Origin of the sequence: Fictibacillus halophilus, assembly GCF_016401385.1 — a bacterium.
Classification (GTDB): Bacteria; Bacillota; Bacilli; order Bacillales; family Fictibacillaceae; genus Fictibacillus; species Fictibacillus halophilus.
Genome location: NZ_JAEACF010000001.1, coordinates 1,459,571 through 1,474,389 on the forward strand (window position 1 = coordinate 1,459,571; position 14,819 = coordinate 1,474,389).

A 14,819-nucleotide genomic window follows, 5' to 3' on the forward strand; every position below is an offset into this window, starting at 1 on the left:
ATGAACGTATATCCGGCTCCTACAACTTTATTTTTTTCACCAAAGATTTTTTCAAATATCTCTACAAGTATTCGATATAATGTAGCACTTCCTAAAATTAATAAGATATAGTTTAGAGGCTTCTCCCAAATACGTTCAAAATCTAAAATTGTATAATTGTGAGGATTACAATAAGTCCATAAAGCTCTCCGATATTGTTCTTAGATCGTTTAAAGAAGAAACTTTTCAGTATATTCATAAGCTGTCCTCCATATCTGTCTATAATATGTGATTCAAATTTCATTCCTTAAAAGTCTCATTTTTCCTTCTTAAACCTTCAATCTTATAAATTTAGTTCAAATAATGAACATAAGATGTATGAATACATGTAACAGGAGGTTTTCTATGAAGGCTGTATTGTGTACGAAGTATGGCTCTCCACAAGTACTCATTCTTCAACAAGTCCCTAAACCTGCTCCAAAAGAAAACGAGGTCCTTATTAAAATCCATGCTACAACTGTAACATCTGGGGATGTAAGGGTTCGTGGTTTTAAAAGCCCCCTTTTATACTGGTTACCCATGCGTATATTCTTAGGGATAAGACGGCCACGGAAACCGATTTTAGGTGTTGAATTAGCAGGTGTTGTAGAAGAAGTCGGACAGAGGGTTACTCGGTTTAAAAAGGGAGATCAAGTGTATGCAATGACCGGGATGCGATTTGGCGCACACGCAGAGTATACCTGTCTACGTGAGGATGGAATTGTCACACATAAACCACAGAATGTAACTTTTGAAGAAGCCGCAGCCATTCCATTTGGAGGAACTTCAGCACTACATTTTTTGAGAAAAGGAAAGATTCAAAGCGGACAAAATGTTTTGATCTATGGGGCCTCTGGAGCTGTAGGGTCAGCTGCTGTCCAACTTGCCAAGTACTTTGATACTGAAGTAACAGCCGTATGCGGTCCAACTAATCTAGAACTGGTTAAATCGTTAGGAGCTGATCATGTCGTAGATTATACAATAGAGGATTTTACAAATTCGAATAATAAATACGACATCATTTTTGATGCTGTAGGCAAAGCATCAACGTCTAAGTGTCAAAATGCATTAAAAACAAACGGTAAATTTGTAACTGTTGATGGACAGGGTATAGCAAAAGAGCGTACAGAGGATTTAGAATTTCTAAAAGAACGAATTGAATCAGGTCAAATGAAACCCGTCATCGATCGTTACTATAAGCTAGACCAAATTTCAATCGCACATGAATATGTAGAAACTGGACGCAAGAAAGGTAGCGTTGTCATAAGAGTGGTTTGAATATAAAAATCCGCACTTCTCAAATTAGAGAAGTGCGGATTTATTAATGCACTTCCTCAACAAGTTTTTGAAGACTTGAATGGTTCTTAAAAAGTCATCATGTATATTTCCATCTTCAATTGTCCAACAAGTTGCTAACACAGCATGTGAATAGGCTCGTAATAAAAGTCGTTCTTTATTCAAGTTCAGTAGATTCACAAATATATCAACTCGATTTTCTGTTACTTCTTCCACTTGATATTTTGGTAATTTATTCAGCAAATATTGAACAACCTCATATTCACGGTCTCCGATTAAACCCTTAGGATCGATCACCGTCCACGAATCTCCATTTGCTAGTATATTGTAGTGGTGAAGATCGCCATGAAGTAAATAGGGTTTGTCTATAGAACTGTTTAATTTTTTTGTAATGAATAAAGCCTCTTCTATGGTCGCTTTTGAAACAGGTTGATAACTGTTGTAATTTTGATAGATTCGTTTCAAAGTATATTCACGATCAAGAACAGTCGAAAGATTAGAATCAACTGGGGCAGGAATCATTAACTTCTTCATCACATTGGCAGCAATTAAAGTAGCCTTATCATCATCTTCTATTTCTGCTAATGTTTGTCCTGGCTGTATTCGTTCAAGGATCATAATTCTTCGTTCACTATCAAATGCTAATACTTTAACAGTACTTTCACCTGACAAAAGCTTAAGTGAACGTAGCTCAGCTTCAAATTCTTTCAGATCAACCACAACTTTCAAAACTACCTCACTTCCTTCACTTGTTGTGGCTGGAGCAACAAAATTATATGAAAGATTGAAAGGTTGTTTAATGTGTAATCCATACATCTCTTCGCAGTCAGCGATTAATCCTGCAAAATTATTCAGCCATTCACTAGCTTTGTCTCCATGAACACCTTTAAGCTGTTCAATAAATAAATCAGGAAGTTTGTAACTCATCCTATCTCTCCTTAAGTCATCTGTTCTTTTCTTTGAATGGTGTATTCGTGGTACAACAACCTCATAGACTCTACTATTCTTTCATCTGACAAGGTGTTAGTATAACGATTCGGAATATCATTGACTCCTAGAACATAGAGCAAGGGATGTTGATGAAATTCTCCTAAAATCCCTATATCCACTACTAAGTTCTCTAAACCTCCGCTCATGTGATTCAAAAGATGGTCTGGAATTCCGTCGAAGTGATCTTGAGGGCGAACTAGACCATTCATTACTGGTAACCACAATTGGGGTTGAACTTCGTACCCTTCAAATATCGTTTTCAAAACTTGAAGCACTTCACCAAGTTCTCCACAATTTTCAACATCTCGTGGATTAAAGGTTACATTTATGTGATTATACACTCTATTTAGCTCTCTATTTACTTTCTCCCATCCTCCACAAAATTTCACAACGCTATCAGCTGCTTTACTGTCGTGACAAGCGATCATCACTTCAACAAGATCTCCTAAAGACAAAGACATTCTACCTTGAAAATGTGGAAATAAAACGGCGCTGTTCTCCTCTTTATCAAGTTGGAAATCCTCAATCAAGTCTTCCCAATGAAACAAACCTTTCTCTACCCATTTTGTTATACAGTATCCAAGGATTACTTTCGCGGCTGAGGCTAGTGGAACAATTAAGTCAGGATTAAATGAACAAACAACTTCTTTTTGTTTGGTTGAATAGATGATTATACCTACTTGACTTGATTCAACAGTCTTTAATGTTGTTAATACTCTCTGCATATTGTTTACTCCTTCACACCATAAACTTGTATTTTTTATCCAAGTTAACCATAACACAATTTATTTTTAAAGCGTATAATTCTCAGTATGATATTCGTTGTACATAGTGAACGTAAAAAAAGAAGGGAGTTATAACCATGTCTCAGTCAACAAATACACTTCAAACACAGTCGAATGAATTACGACAAAGACTTGATGAAGAAATAAGTGATTTTAGTGAAGCGCTGTGGAACTATTGTAGATATCTTACTGGTTCACCTTGGGATGGTGAGGATTTGTATCAAGAGACGATGCTTAAAGTATTAGGAGGACTTTGTACAAGATGGCATCCTACCAACCTAAAATCATATATATTTCGGATTGCAACAAATACATGGATCGACCTCTGCAGGAAAGAAAAACGAACACTTGGCGTTCTTTCGGAAGAAAATGAAGGATTTGAAGAATTCTCGGACAGTCTAGAGTTAGAAGAAGCTCTTCTAAAGTTAGATGACCTTTTTACCCCGCGACAAACAGCCGTGTTTCTTCTTTTGGAGATTTTCCGTTTTCATGCCGATGAAGTTGCTAGTATCGTAAGAACAACACCTGGTGCTGTATATGCCTCAGTAAGAAGAACGAAACACAAGTTACAAAACACTATTCATCAATCTGTTAAACCAAAGTTTGAGAGGTCACCTCAAAAATCAAAGATTATACAAGCCTATTTGAATGCATTTAATCATGGCGATCTTGAAGGGATGCTATCACTCATAAGTAATCAAGCTCATTACGAAGCATCATTAGGGTTTTTAGAAGTAAATAAGGATGAAATCATAAATGGATCACTTGCCTACGGCTTACCAGGTCATCATGCTATGGAATGTGAGCTTTGGGGTAGACTTGTTATTGTCGTCTTAGCTGAGTCAGATCAAGGTCAGCTTGTACACGATATCCAATATCAAGAAGTCGAAAATAACAAAATTGTATACCATAGAAGCTTCTTTTTTAGAAAAGAGTTCATAGTGGCTGCTTCAAAAGAATTGGGATACAAGCCACAATTAAACAAGCCTCCTCTTAACTGGGAAAATGAATAAGAAGTATATTAAAAACTCCCCTTCTTGTTAATAAAACGATCAGAAGAGGAGTTTCTTTCTACTATTTGCTTAGTAACGCAGCCACTTCCAGATCTCACTTGGTGTTGCATTTTTTCCATAAAGTAAAATCCCTGTCTTAAACACCTTACCAGCTAGTTTCATCAACAGCCAAATACTAGCTAACAAGATGACCATTGCTATAATGATTTCCACCCAAGGCCATTCATCCAATAGTGACAGGCGAAGGATAAGGATGCTTGGAGATGTAAGTGGAAAATAGGTTGCAACTTGGGCGATGATGCCGCTCGGATTTGCCAATATAGGGCCGATAAATATGAGCGGAAGAAACGGCAGCATCATGACGATTCCTTGAAAATTGCTTGTAGCTGTCATATCTTCAACTGTTGCACCAATACCAACGAAAATAGCAGCAAACATCAAGTATCCTGCAATAGAAATCGCTAGCAAGAGCAATAGTTCAGGCACAAAGAGATATTCCATGACCGGTAGATCATATCTCCATGCTGCAATCGGAACAACGAGTAATAACCAAGTTCCTACTTGAACAAGTCCTAATATGAAATAACCGATGATTTTTCCTTGCATTAAATCTCCAGGTGTTACGGAAGATAATACGATCTCCGCTACTTTTTCCTTCTTTTCTTGAGAGGCACTCTGGAAAATCATCATTCCTGTCATAACGATCGAAAAGAGTACGATACCAGCAAATGCGCCTGGGATTGTGCGTTCCATGGAGCTGTCATCAGCACTCTGTTTATCTGACGGGTTTTCAGAACTTGAATCAGTTTGTGTGGAAGCTTCTTCTGACTTGATCTCTATTCCTTTTGTTATTGATTGAACGACTTCTGGCGAAAGATTTAGTTGATCATATTTCACCTGACGCAGTGGTGCTCCTAGAAATTGCACTTCACTTGAAAAGGTATCAGGCATCTCATTACTTACGAAAACCTTCACTTCTCCTGTTTTTACTGCATTCTCGGTCAATGCCACATAAGCTTGGTTGTCGGATGATTCGATCTTCTTAATAATGCTTTTTGGATCATCAGTTGCTTTCTCCATCTTCCAAGATAAATTTTGAGACTTAACCAATGAATCAACATCATCAAATAGGTTCAGTTCATCGTTCACGTAAACTGTTACGTTCTCTGAATTAGGTTCTCCTTCCAATTTTTCAAGGAGAGTCGGAAAACCAGCAAACACAATAAATAAAAGCGGCGTCAAGAGAAGTGAAATGATAAATGATTTATTTTTCATGTTCCGTTTCAGTTCCCACTTTGCGACTTTCCAGCTGTTACGCATACTTTACACCTTCTTTCACAATCATGTTCTTATCAGAAGCGATATCAATAAAAATCTCATGCAAAGATACACGATCGATTATTAATTCATATACATTCAACTCTACTGGCAGCTCTCTAAGCCAGGTAGGAATATGAACATCTTGCTCTAAGTAAAGAATAGATCGATCCTCTTTACTTTCAACGCGATGAACAGATGGTATATTACGTAATAGCTCTTCAGGATTGTCACCAATAATCGTACATTTGAAGTTTGCGTATTCTCTCTTTACATCTTCCATCTCACCATAAATCACTTTTTTGCCTCGATGTATCATGAATAATCGATCACATAATTCTTCCACCATGTTCATCTGATGAGAAGAAAGGAGAATAGCTGTACCATTTGCTGCAAGTTCTTTAATTTCGTCTTTAAATACCTCTTGGCTGACGGGGTCAAGACCTGAAAATGGTTCATCTAGAATTAGCAGTTCTGGTTCGTGAATAATCGCCGCGATCAATTGAACTTTTTGCCCCATACCTTTTGACAGCTCTTCTACCTTTGTGTTTTCTTTACCAGCAAGTCCGAATTTTTCTAAGTACTGCAGAGCACGTATTTTTGCTTTTTTTGGTGGATAATCTTTAAGTTCAGCAAAATAAAGCAAGATATCCATCACGTTTACGTTTTTATATAAACCTCTTTCTTCAGGTAAATAGCCTATTTTATGACGAGGTATATCAGAATTCCCATGAAAATGAATGGATCCTTCATCTGGATACATAATACCCATAATGTTACGGATGGTTGTAGATTTCCCAGCCCCATTTGGTCCAAGAATTCCCATGATCTCGCCACGGTGTACCTCAAAAGAGATACCCGAAATAATTCTCTTATCTTTGAACGATTTTCCTAAGCTCTCTACTTTCAATATGCACTTATTCATCATCTCTTACCTCCCCGAAAGCATATAAGTTATTATTTCTTCCATTTCTAAAACCTCTGACTGCATAATTTTTAACTCGTTTTTCTTTAAGAATGTGTCAGTTTGTTCTACATCATTAGAAATGAGCAAACGATCGTTCAAGCGGTCGATCTCGCCAGGAATCTTTTCAATCCCTAGTGCATCTTCAAACCAATATCGCTTGTATCGATAAATTAATTCTTCTTTTTCATATTTACCTAATAGTTTGCCATCGTTCATGATCACGATGTAATCTGCTAACTTCTTAATATCATCAACATGATGGGTAGCAATAACGATTGCTCTCTCATCTCTCTCCATCCAATCAACTAGAATATTCATTAACTTTTGTTTTGAAGGTATATCCATATTGGCAGTGGGTTCATCTAATATTAAAAGTTTTGTATTCTTAGAGAGAGCTAAGACAAGGTTTAGTTTTTGCTGCATGCCTTTAGACATTTTTCCAAACCTTTTATGGAGATCAATTTCAAATGTCTTTACAAGTTTCATAAACATCTCTTGATCCCATTTTTTATACCAAGGTGCCATTAAATCTCTTAGTTGATTTCCCGTTAATAAGTCACAACCTAGAACAGATTGTGGTTGATAGGCAACTTCTTGTTTCCAATGTTCACTGGACTTTACACTTGCTCCAAAGTGCACCAGTTGGCCGTTGTCCGGTTTCACAAGATTCATCATCATTTTTATGAGTGTGCTTTTCCCTGCACCGTTGTTACCAATCAGTGCCGTAATCGTACCAAGTTCAATTTCTAAATTTATTGGACCAACTGTGAAATCATCCACTGTTTTCTCTACTCTTTCAATTTGTGTACAAAGCTTCATGCATGACCACCTCGATCGTTATCTTTTAGTCTTGCTAGCACTTCTTCAAACACAGATCGAATTTCATCTACCGAGTAATTGTGTCGAAGAGCGGTCTCTACACCTTTTTCAATTGCCTCAGATACAGATGATATTGCTAACTTCTCCATCTTTTTTACCTCCACTTCAGCAACGAAAGTTCCCTTCCCTTGCGTTGTTTTGATAAAGCCCCCATACTCTAAATCTTGATAAGCCCGCCGCGTAGTAATAACACTGATCTCTAAATCTTTTGAAAGTGCTCGAATGGAAGGAAGAGGTGAACCTGCTGGTAACTTACCACTAACAATTAGTGCTTTAATTTGTCCTTCTATCTGGTGGTAGATGGGAACCCTGGAATCTCTAGAAAGCTTAATAGGAAGTTCCATTTAAAAGCTTCCTCCCTTCTTTACTGAAAATAATCCAATTTATTCATGTGATTTTTCATATATTTCATCCAAAATGTAACACTTACTCCCGCTGCGATTATGGATATTACAGATGAAATGATCGGCCATTTGCTCGCGATCATAATGGTAAGTCCGACTAATCCGTGACTCGAGAGATAAGGAACAGCGAATAATAATAACGTGAAGCTTCCCAATAAAACAAATGCGTAAAACGCCATCTTCACATTCGTGACTTTATCTCCTGAATCACTTGCCGGATATACACTTCCATAACAAATTCCGAAGCTCAGCCAGATGAGAGAAAATGCTATAAACTCAAGGGGCGGCAACGTTTGTCGCAATTCAGGACCAAAGCTATACATGATCACTAAAACCGCTAGATGAAACGGAAGTGAGTAAATAAAATATATAAGAAAACGGCTTCTTACCACAATTTCTCTCGGAATAGGGAGTTGATTAAGAAAGACCGTAAATGGCTGTGCCCACATATCGTCAGCGATTTTTTGATATTGATATTCCTTTGGTTTAGCCCATATCGCTGCAACTCCAAATATAAGCAAAAAGAAAATATCGTACAGCATAAAGTGTTCTTCTAAGTAGGAAGGGATCGAAACCGTTAAGAAAAACGAATTGGGTACTAATAGAAACAGTAAAGTAAATATACTTTTCTTTGAATGTAGTAGTTCAAATTTCGAGAGCCAGAATGCTTGTTGCCACCTTTTCATAAACATCATCCACCTTTTTGCAACTGTTATAGTGTTTATATCTATATACACACTATATAACAATGGCGATCGTTTTTCCACACTTTTTCCAAAGAAAGTTTAATAAGAACTCATTCCGCTAATATTTACACAAAAAAGACAACTCATTTGAGATGTCTCTACTAGTTTTATTAAAATTTAAAAGTATGTTGAATAAGCTTCGCCACTTCATCCGCATTTAGATTTGTATTATTGATACGTAGATAATTTTTCCTTTTTATCTCGCCTTCATAAGAATTTAATCTGTACTTTTCCATTGAGGTTCTTACGTCGGTTTCCGACCATGCTAGATCTCGTTTAGAAGGCTTGTGTTCGAGGCGATGCGGTGTTACGTTTCTTTGGAGCCTTGTCTCTAGATCCGATTCAAGTTCGACAAAATAGATATCTGCTCCCTCCTTTTCAAATACCTGACACACACTTTCAACAAACTCCCCATCTTCTTTATAATTAAACGCCCACACATATGTAAATATCATTCCATACTGATCGCTCTTCGCAAATGTCTGGAAAATCTCTGAACGAAATAAGTTCACTAGTCTTCGCCCATCCTTAGAACCATATTTAAAGAATGGCGTAACAAGGTCGATCGTCATGTGATTATGGAAAAGCTTTAATTTCGTAACCTTCTCTAATTCATGTCCCACAGTCATCTTTCCAACAGCTTGTGGGCCAAATAATAATACGAGTTTCATTGCTCCACCTCTAACTATTAAAAATTGTTTATCCTATGCTACTATAAAAAGGAAAATAATTCTATAAGATATGGAGAGAAAATATGAACGGAAAAAATGAAATACATGTTGTGGTAAAAGGATTAATTATGTACCAAGATCAATATTTGATTGTTAAACGTTCAGATGAAGATGAAATTGGAGCAGGTACTTGGGAATGTCCTGGTGGAAAAATAGAGTTTGAAGAGGAGATCAAGCAGGCATTAATTCGCGAAATAAATGAAGAAACAGGACTTGTCATTTCAGTGGATCACATTCTTTATGCAACAACCTTCTTTACAGACCCCACTCGAAAAGTCGTTTTACTAACCTACTTATGCCATGCTGATACTTACGAAGTTCTGTTATCCGTAGAACATTCAGCCTATATGTGGGTAACAAAAGAAGAATTAAAAATACACCTTCCACAAAACATCATACAGAATTTATTAAATTCACAAGTGATTACAAAATGAAAAGGAAGACCACAAACGAAACATGGTCTTCCTTTTATTATGATTGCAGATATTCAATCACAACTTGTTTAAACTTCTCTGACTCCTCGTAATGAGGAGTGTGGCCACTTTCTTCAAAGATAAAGATTTCTCCGTTAATAGCATCTCGTTCGAACACCTCGAAATGTTTTTCACACGTACAAGCATCATATTTTCCAACGAGTAATAACATCGGAGTTTTAACAAACTTAATGTCACCTAGCAAAGAATCAAATATCTTGCTTTCTTCTCTTAATAAGTTGTAGTGGCGCTCTGAACGGTCATAGAATTCGTCCCAATCTTCTTCAGAATAAAATGAATCATAATCAGTTGGGTTATTATGATTATGTCGATAGATCTCCATACGGTTTTCACCTAACTCATCACTCAACTTCATATATTCTTCTGTTAATTCACGTATGGTATGATCTCCCTCAGCGAGCAGTAATCCTTTTTCGTATCCTTCATGTTTCCCATACTTCTTAAGTAAATGAGCAGTCTTTCTAATAAGACTTCTGGATGTTAGCTCAAAATCAAAGGTAGGTCCTTCAAAAATGACTTTCTCTATAGAATCGGGATGCTGCCGAACATAAGCTAGAGCTAAAAAGCCCCCAAAGGAATGTCCGATCAATGACCACTTTTTTATATGTAAGTATTCACGGAGAGCTTCACAGTCATCAATCAAATCTTGAAATCCAAAAGGTTCGTCCTTTTCTATGTTTTCAGAACGGCATACTCCCCTTTGGTCAATTAAGATAAGATTGAAGTGCTTCCCTAATCTTTCAGCTTGATGGAAGGAAAAATCATGACAACCTTCCCCAGGACCTCCATGAAGATAGAGGATGGCCGGTTTATCCTGGCTACCGTACTGTTCTACATATAGCTTTTTTCCTCTGATTTCAAATTCTTGACCGTTAAGTTGCTGTATCATTTGTTCATCTCCAATCGTCTTTTAAAGAAGGGTCTTAGTTTTTACTAGTTTGATAGTACAATTGAAGCAATTCTTCAACAGGAATGTTATTAATTTTCATACCGCAAATATTGCTTTTTTCAACCTCAACATTTTTGAGGTCACAATTTATTAGTTTTGAACCAGTAAGATCGCACCTATTAAATACAAGAGGTTTCGCCTTGTCACCAAGATTCGTATCTGTAAATTGCACACCACTTAACGTTACATAAATGAATTCACTATCCGATAAATTTAAATCGGCAAACATCGTTTTTCTATAGTTAATATTTTGAAACTTAGAATGACTTAAATTGCAATTGCTCATATGTATATGACTCACATTACTATTACTCACTGAACTGCCTTCCATCGTAACTTGGTAATATTCAGAGTGACTTAGATCAGAGTTTTCAAATTGCTGATAAGATAAATTTTGATTCTTCAACAAACTCTCATGCTGCACCGGCTGCTTAATATGTTTTACAAAACAAAACTCTTCTTCCCCTTCAAAGGTCACAACATAACCCAACTTTTTATAAAAGTGATGGTTATTAAGCTGTCTGCTCGACGTCTCAAGATCCCAAGCTCTTACAAATGGAAATTCTTTTTCAATCAAATTGATAACAGTAGATCCAATCCCGTTGCCTTGATGTTCTGGATCAATAAAAATCCGATCAATCCTGCCGTATGACTTTCCTGAGATTGTGGCTATGATTCCTCCAACAAGTAACCCATCGTACATTACTTTAAAATATTCTAACTCTTTAATCATATATTTGGTCAGTTCAATGGATGTGTATCCAGGCGGCTGGATATTGTAATCAATGATGTCTCGATTGAAAAGCCACTTTTCCGCTTCGTAATCAAAGGTTTTCTCCATAATGGCTGTTAATTGTTCTGCATCGTTAACTGTTGCTTTTATAAGTGTAGTCTGTAACATGTAAGCGTTCTCCTTTTTATGTTTATAACAGTATATTATTCCTTAAAAGACAGTCCTTTTTCTTGCAGTGCAGCAAGGAGCTGTCCCATCGCTTTCGGTCCCATTCCGTGTAATTTCTTAAGGTCTGATTCCCTCCAATCCGTTAGTTGTTCAATTGTTGTGATGCCCGCAGATGTCAGAGCCCTTTCAGCCGGTTTTGCTAATTTTGATGGTAGATTTGTATTTTGCATTTTTACACCTCTTTACAAAATTTAATGTCTTGTCGTCAGATTATAGTTTTTATGAACTTAATAGCTACCTCTTGAAGCAAAATACATACAATCCAACCGCTAATACCTAAACCTAAACAAGTCATTAGTGACAATGATTGCTTTAAAGAAACATAAACGATGAATAATAGAACGGCAGTCGCTGGAAATCCCGAAAGAACTCCCAGTGCAAATTTGCTTAAGGTTTTGGTCTGCTCTCCTTGTACATAAAGCCAGATGATGCTTAACAAACTAACGAGTGGGAGAGCAGCGATCAACCCACCGAAGCTAGGAAACCTCTTAGCAATTTCGGTAACAGCTGCAATAACTCCTGCAGATATTAGAATTTTCATAACTACATACATGATTTTGCACGCTCACTAAGCAGTTTAAAAGCTTTCGTGATTAACTCTATTTCAACTTCGTCCATTTGACTGAAGATATGATTCAACTTTTCTTCATCTAGACTCGTATTCTCGTGAAGTACCTTTTTCCCAATATCCGTTAACCGAAGAATAACTCTTCGTTCGTCCTCCTGATCGCGTTTCTTTTCTATGTAATTCTTATGGATCATCCGCTTCACATGCTCAGAAGCCGTATTGTGAGAGATATCAAGATAATTCGCTACATCATTTACAACTACCCTATCTTTCTTTTCAATTAATTGTAGTATTCGTACCACTTGATGAGTAATTTTCTCTCCGTGTGGATAGTGCAAGTGAAAATAGATATCTGTCCAATATTGATTTAACTTTGACGAATTAAGCATGATAAACACCTCTTTTTATATCGTTAATTAAGATTGTATCTTATTATACGACATAAAAGAAAGACTTATATTACTCCTATGAAAGATAAGATTCCAAAAATAAAGATAATAAAGAACAAACCGATACCACTAAAAGCAGTAGTTCTCCAAAATCCTTTTGTACTAATTAAAGCTGTAAGAAACGCTAATACAACCCCAATTAGTAGAATGATAAACCCAATTTCACTTAAATGATTTTCAATAATGAATTGCAAAATAAGTAAAGTGGATAAAAGTATTAATAGTGATACGATGCCCATATGTTTTCTCATTTCAAGTCGCCTTCCGGATCTTCTCTATTTTTTTTGACATTATTACTAAATATGGATTTCTTTCATTACCCAATTTAATGGACTATAAATCCTAATCTTTTGTTCCTAACATGAAAAAGGGTCACAGCTTTACTCTGCTCCCTTTCTCACCTATAAAAGTTAGTCGCTTCACTTTCCTTGTTATATGACTTTAAGCTTGCTCAATTCTTCTTAAATACTTTGTGAAATATGCCCCCAACAGTAACAGTACAACCGATGTTCCCCAGCTCCATACCCCAAGGAAATCAAACCAGTATGCTACAAGATTTACTATCGCGATCAAGAAAAAACAGATTGATGTTAAGGCTGTTCTTAGACCTGTTATTCCTTGATTTCGCCTTTGACGTGTGACATATGTAATAGAGAAAATCAACGTAATGAGGACTAGAATAGATAAAATAGATTCCATTTTTACATCCCTCCTATTTGTTTTCATACTTAAATATTACGATTCACGATGCTAATATGTTTCATTTTTTTCCAATTTCCTAAAGTAGTTTAACAAATTGACATATCGAGAAAAACCGATTAGAGTATAAACCATGAATAATCCTATCGATGTTTTTAAGGCGCTTTCTAACGACATTCGCCTTGACATTCTGAAATGGCTCAAAGAACCTCAACAACACTTTGATAAACCTACTGCTCATCTATCAAAAACGATTAATGAAAAAGGCGGTATCTGTGTGGGAGATATACAGGAAAAAGCGAATCTTTCGCAATCCACTGTATCCCAATATTTATCGATGATGCAGAAAGCTGGTTTGCTTGAATCAGAGCGTCATGGCAAATGGACGTACTATCGGAGAAATGAAAAGAACATTCAAGAGTTAGCTACCTATCTAAAAGAAGAATTATAGGTTCTTCTTTTTTATTTTTTATATCGATAATTTTAAATATGTAAATATGAAGGGGTTTTGTTTATGAAGATTTGGACTTACCTTTTAGCACTACTTGCTGGAGTTTCACTTAGTGTTGAAGGAGCGATCTACGGAGAACTTGGCAAAACGATTGGAAAGTTAGAAAGCAGCTTTTATAACTTTTTTGTAGGTGCCATTATTTTAGGAATCGTCGTTCTGTTTTTAGGTAAGGGTTCTCTCGCCTATACCTTTCAAGCGCCAAAGTGGGAACTTTCTGGTGGTGTCCTAGGTACCATCTATCTGACAATTTTAATCATAGCTATACCGATTGTTGGCGTAGGTATTGCTATGATTTCTGTCATCATCGGTCAGATGGCTATGAGTATGCTTATTGAGCACAGAGGTTGGCTAGGAAGTTCAAAAGCGCGCATTAACAAAGAAAAACTTATTGCAGTAACGCTCATGACAATCTCACTGCTGCTCATTTTTTAGGAAAGAAGGGATTACAACATGCACATAATTATTCTTCTAGGATCAGTCATAGGTGGTGTGCTTCTTAGTGCACAATCCTCCATTAACGGCGCATTCAGTAGAAAATCCGGTACGTATGAAGCTGCGTTTTTAACGTTTTTCTCAGGTGCACTCCTATTAGCCATTCTGATTCTTTTCTTTGGAGAAGGTAACATCTTAAAGGTCTTTGAAGCGCCAAAATGGCAGCTTGCAGCTGTTTGGTTTGGGGTTGGTTACTTGTTTTTAACAGTGGTTGCTGTGCCGAAAATCGGTGTTATCGCAACTAACATCGCAACCGTCATCGGTCAGCTTTCTGCGGGTATGGTTATCGATCATTTTGGATTTTTTGGAGGTCTATCCGTTCCATTCACTTGGGAGCGATTACTCGCGATCCTTTTGATGTTAATCGCGCTTCGTTATATATATATAGGTAATAAAAAACAAAGGGCGGAAACGGAGCGGTCATAAGCTACGTAAGCGTTTGTATCACATTTCTATCACATAAACCTCACAGAACGTTCACAAAACCTTTGTGTAAAGTGTCTAAAGGTGTTCTATTATTTGAACTGGGAATTCATTTAGTGCTTTAATA

The 14,819-nt window shown here is 36.7% G+C and carries 20 protein-coding genes; 6 read left to right on the top strand and 14 right to left on the bottom strand.

What is annotated here, in order from left to right:
- Window positions 1-384 precede the first annotated feature (384 nt).
- The gene (locus I5J82_RS07535) at window positions 385-1,296 is read left to right on the top strand and encodes an NAD(P)-dependent alcohol dehydrogenase (protein ID WP_198767324.1); all 912 of its coding nucleotides are present in this window, start codon (window positions 385-387) and stop codon (window positions 1,294-1,296) included.
- Between the two features lie 24 nt (window positions 1,297-1,320).
- Here I5J82_RS07535 and I5J82_RS07540 read toward each other — a convergent pair whose 3' ends face one another.
- Together I5J82_RS07540 and I5J82_RS07545 are read right to left on the bottom strand one after the other, a co-directional pair.
- A complete protein-coding gene (locus tag I5J82_RS07540) occupies window positions 1,321-2,241 on the bottom strand; it encodes an aminoglycoside phosphotransferase family protein (RefSeq protein ID WP_198767325.1) in 921 nt (306 codons plus the stop codon).
- Window positions 2,242-2,252: 11 nt separating this feature from the next.
- Complete coding sequence (locus tag I5J82_RS07545) at window positions 2,253-3,029, bottom strand: serine hydrolase (RefSeq protein ID WP_198767326.1); 777 nt, start codon at window positions 3,027-3,029, stop codon at window positions 2,253-2,255.
- 137 nt (window positions 3,030-3,166) lie between these two features.
- Between I5J82_RS07545 and I5J82_RS07550 the strand changes: the two genes are divergently transcribed.
- Complete coding sequence (locus I5J82_RS07550) at window positions 3,167-4,102, top strand: RNA polymerase sigma factor (protein ID WP_198767327.1); 936 nt, start codon at window positions 3,167-3,169, stop codon at window positions 4,100-4,102.
- A gap of 69 nt (window positions 4,103-4,171) precedes the next feature.
- Here I5J82_RS07550 and I5J82_RS07555 read toward each other — a convergent pair whose 3' ends face one another.
- The 6 genes from I5J82_RS07555 to I5J82_RS07580 form a co-directional block, all read right to left on the bottom strand.
- Complete coding sequence (locus I5J82_RS07555) at window positions 4,172-5,422, bottom strand: ABC transporter permease (RefSeq protein ID WP_198767328.1); 1,251 nt, start codon at window positions 5,420-5,422, stop codon at window positions 4,172-4,174.
- A complete protein-coding gene (locus tag I5J82_RS07560) occupies window positions 5,415-6,344 on the bottom strand; it encodes an ABC transporter ATP-binding protein (protein ID WP_198767329.1) in 930 nt (309 codons plus the stop codon). Before I5J82_RS07560 ends, I5J82_RS07555 begins: the two co-directional genes overlap by 8 nt.
- A gap of 6 nt (window positions 6,345-6,350) precedes the next feature.
- On the bottom strand, window positions 6,351-7,205 hold the full coding sequence (locus tag I5J82_RS07565; protein WP_198767330.1) for an ABC transporter ATP-binding protein: 855 nt from the start codon (window positions 7,203-7,205) through the stop codon (window positions 6,351-6,353).
- A complete protein-coding gene (locus I5J82_RS07570) occupies window positions 7,202-7,609 on the bottom strand; it encodes a GntR family transcriptional regulator (protein WP_144699938.1) in 408 nt (135 codons plus the stop codon). Before I5J82_RS07570 ends, I5J82_RS07565 begins: the two co-directional genes overlap by 4 nt.
- A 20-nt stretch (window positions 7,610-7,629) precedes the next feature.
- On the bottom strand, window positions 7,630-8,355 hold the full coding sequence (locus I5J82_RS07575; RefSeq protein ID WP_198767331.1) for a hypothetical protein: 726 nt from the start codon (window positions 8,353-8,355) through the stop codon (window positions 7,630-7,632).
- Between the two features lie 170 nt (window positions 8,356-8,525).
- Complete coding sequence (locus I5J82_RS07580) at window positions 8,526-9,086, bottom strand: AAA family ATPase (protein WP_198767332.1); 561 nt, start codon at window positions 9,084-9,086, stop codon at window positions 8,526-8,528.
- Between the two features lie 83 nt (window positions 9,087-9,169).
- Here I5J82_RS07580 and I5J82_RS07585 point away from each other — a divergent pair, with 83 nt between their 5' ends.
- Entirely contained in the window at window positions 9,170-9,580 is a 411-nt protein-coding gene (locus I5J82_RS07585) for an NUDIX hydrolase (protein WP_198767333.1), read from the top strand.
- Window positions 9,581-9,617: 37 nt separating this feature from the next.
- Here the strand turns inward: I5J82_RS07585 and I5J82_RS07590 are convergent, their stop codons facing one another.
- From I5J82_RS07590 to I5J82_RS07615, 6 genes are all read right to left on the bottom strand, one after another.
- Entirely contained in the window at window positions 9,618-10,529 is a 912-nt protein-coding gene (locus I5J82_RS07590; protein ID WP_198767334.1) for an alpha/beta fold hydrolase, read from the bottom strand.
- A 34-nt stretch (window positions 10,530-10,563) separates the two neighbouring features.
- Window positions 10,564-11,490 (bottom strand): GNAT family N-acetyltransferase, encoded by a 927-nt coding sequence (locus I5J82_RS07595; RefSeq protein ID WP_198767335.1) that lies wholly within the window; start codon window positions 11,488-11,490, stop codon window positions 10,564-10,566.
- Between the two features lie 35 nt (window positions 11,491-11,525).
- Window positions 11,526-11,720, bottom strand: a complete 195-nt coding sequence (locus I5J82_RS07600; RefSeq protein ID WP_198767336.1) for a DNA-directed RNA polymerase subunit alpha C-terminal domain-containing protein — start codon at window positions 11,718-11,720, stop codon at window positions 11,526-11,528.
- 35 nt (window positions 11,721-11,755) lie between these two features.
- Entirely contained in the window at window positions 11,756-12,103 is a 348-nt protein-coding gene (locus I5J82_RS07605) for a DUF3147 family protein (RefSeq protein WP_198767337.1), read from the bottom strand.
- A complete protein-coding gene (locus I5J82_RS07610) occupies window positions 12,094-12,507 on the bottom strand; it encodes a MarR family winged helix-turn-helix transcriptional regulator (protein WP_198767338.1) in 414 nt (137 codons plus the stop codon). The genes I5J82_RS07605 and I5J82_RS07610 overlap by 10 nt, the downstream gene beginning before the upstream one ends.
- Window positions 12,508-13,008: 501 nt before the next feature.
- Window positions 13,009-13,266 (bottom strand): hypothetical protein, encoded by a 258-nt coding sequence (locus tag I5J82_RS07615; protein ID WP_144699920.1) that lies wholly within the window; start codon window positions 13,264-13,266, stop codon window positions 13,009-13,011.
- A 133-nt stretch (window positions 13,267-13,399) separates the two neighbouring features.
- Between I5J82_RS07615 and I5J82_RS07620 the strand changes: the two genes are divergently transcribed.
- From I5J82_RS07620 to I5J82_RS07630, 3 genes are all read left to right on the top strand, one after another.
- Window positions 13,400-13,717, top strand: a complete 318-nt coding sequence (locus I5J82_RS07620; RefSeq protein ID WP_144699918.1) for an ArsR/SmtB family transcription factor — start codon at window positions 13,400-13,402, stop codon at window positions 13,715-13,717.
- A 63-nt stretch (window positions 13,718-13,780) separates the two neighbouring features.
- Window positions 13,781-14,209 carry a DMT family transporter gene (locus I5J82_RS07625; RefSeq protein ID WP_144699916.1) on the top strand — a complete coding sequence of 143 codons (429 nt, stop codon included), beginning with the start codon at window positions 13,781-13,783 and terminating at the stop codon, window positions 14,207-14,209.
- Window positions 14,210-14,227: 18 nt separating this feature from the next.
- Entirely contained in the window at window positions 14,228-14,695 is a 468-nt protein-coding gene (locus I5J82_RS07630) for a DMT family transporter (RefSeq protein ID WP_198767339.1), read from the top strand.
- The last annotated feature ends 124 nt before the right edge of the window (window positions 14,696-14,819 follow it).

What these genes read in the sequence shown, in the direction of transcription:
- I5J82_RS07545 (WP_198767326.1), bottom strand. Translation starts at nt 3,029, where the DNA reads ATGCAGAGAGTATTAACAACATTAAAGACTGTTGAATCAAGTCAAGTA.
- I5J82_RS07595 (WP_198767335.1), bottom strand. Translation starts at nt 11,490, where the DNA reads ATGTTACAGACTACACTTATAAAAGCAACAGTTAACGATGCAGAACAA.
- I5J82_RS07585 (WP_198767333.1), top strand. Translation starts at nt 9,170, where the DNA reads ATGAACGGAAAAAATGAAATACATGTTGTGGTAAAAGGATTAATTATG.
- I5J82_RS07565 (WP_198767330.1), bottom strand. Translation starts at nt 7,205, where the DNA reads ATGAAGCTTTGTACACAAATTGAAAGAGTAGAGAAAACAGTGGATGAT.
- I5J82_RS07560 (WP_198767329.1), bottom strand. Translation starts at nt 6,344, where the DNA reads ATGAATAAGTGCATATTGAAAGTAGAGAGCTTAGGAAAATCGTTCAAA.
- I5J82_RS07570 (WP_144699938.1), bottom strand. Translation starts at nt 7,609, where the DNA reads ATGGAACTTCCTATTAAGCTTTCTAGAGATTCCAGGGTTCCCATCTAC.
- I5J82_RS07615 (WP_144699920.1), bottom strand. Translation starts at nt 13,266, where the DNA reads ATGGAATCTATTTTATCTATTCTAGTCCTCATTACGTTGATTTTCTCT.
- I5J82_RS07575 (WP_198767331.1), bottom strand. Translation starts at nt 8,355, where the DNA reads ATGAAAAGGTGGCAACAAGCATTCTGGCTCTCGAAATTTGAACTACTA.
- I5J82_RS07610 (WP_198767338.1), bottom strand. Translation starts at nt 12,507, where the DNA reads ATGCTTAATTCGTCAAAGTTAAATCAATATTGGACAGATATCTATTTT.
- I5J82_RS07605 (WP_198767337.1), bottom strand. Translation starts at nt 12,103, where the DNA reads ATGTATGTAGTTATGAAAATTCTAATATCTGCAGGAGTTATTGCAGCT.
- I5J82_RS07555 (WP_198767328.1), bottom strand. Translation starts at nt 5,422, where the DNA reads ATGCGTAACAGCTGGAAAGTCGCAAAGTGGGAACTGAAACGGAACATG.
- I5J82_RS07540 (WP_198767325.1), bottom strand. Translation starts at nt 2,241, where the DNA reads ATGAGTTACAAACTTCCTGATTTATTTATTGAACAGCTTAAAGGTGTT.
- I5J82_RS07550 (WP_198767327.1), top strand. Translation starts at nt 3,167, where the DNA reads ATGTCTCAGTCAACAAATACACTTCAAACACAGTCGAATGAATTACGA.
- I5J82_RS07580 (WP_198767332.1), bottom strand. Translation starts at nt 9,086, where the DNA reads ATGAAACTCGTATTATTATTTGGCCCACAAGCTGTTGGAAAGATGACT.
- I5J82_RS07625 (WP_144699916.1), top strand. Translation starts at nt 13,781, where the DNA reads ATGAAGATTTGGACTTACCTTTTAGCACTACTTGCTGGAGTTTCACTT.
- I5J82_RS07630 (WP_198767339.1), top strand. Translation starts at nt 14,228, where the DNA reads ATGCACATAATTATTCTTCTAGGATCAGTCATAGGTGGTGTGCTTCTT.
- I5J82_RS07590 (WP_198767334.1), bottom strand. Translation starts at nt 10,529, where the DNA reads ATGATACAGCAACTTAACGGTCAAGAATTTGAAATCAGAGGAAAAAAG.
- I5J82_RS07620 (WP_144699918.1), top strand. Translation starts at nt 13,400, where the DNA reads ATGAATAATCCTATCGATGTTTTTAAGGCGCTTTCTAACGACATTCGC.
- I5J82_RS07535 (WP_198767324.1), top strand. Translation starts at nt 385, where the DNA reads ATGAAGGCTGTATTGTGTACGAAGTATGGCTCTCCACAAGTACTCATT.
- I5J82_RS07600 (WP_198767336.1), bottom strand. Translation starts at nt 11,720, where the DNA reads ATGCAAAATACAAATCTACCATCAAAATTAGCAAAACCGGCTGAAAGG.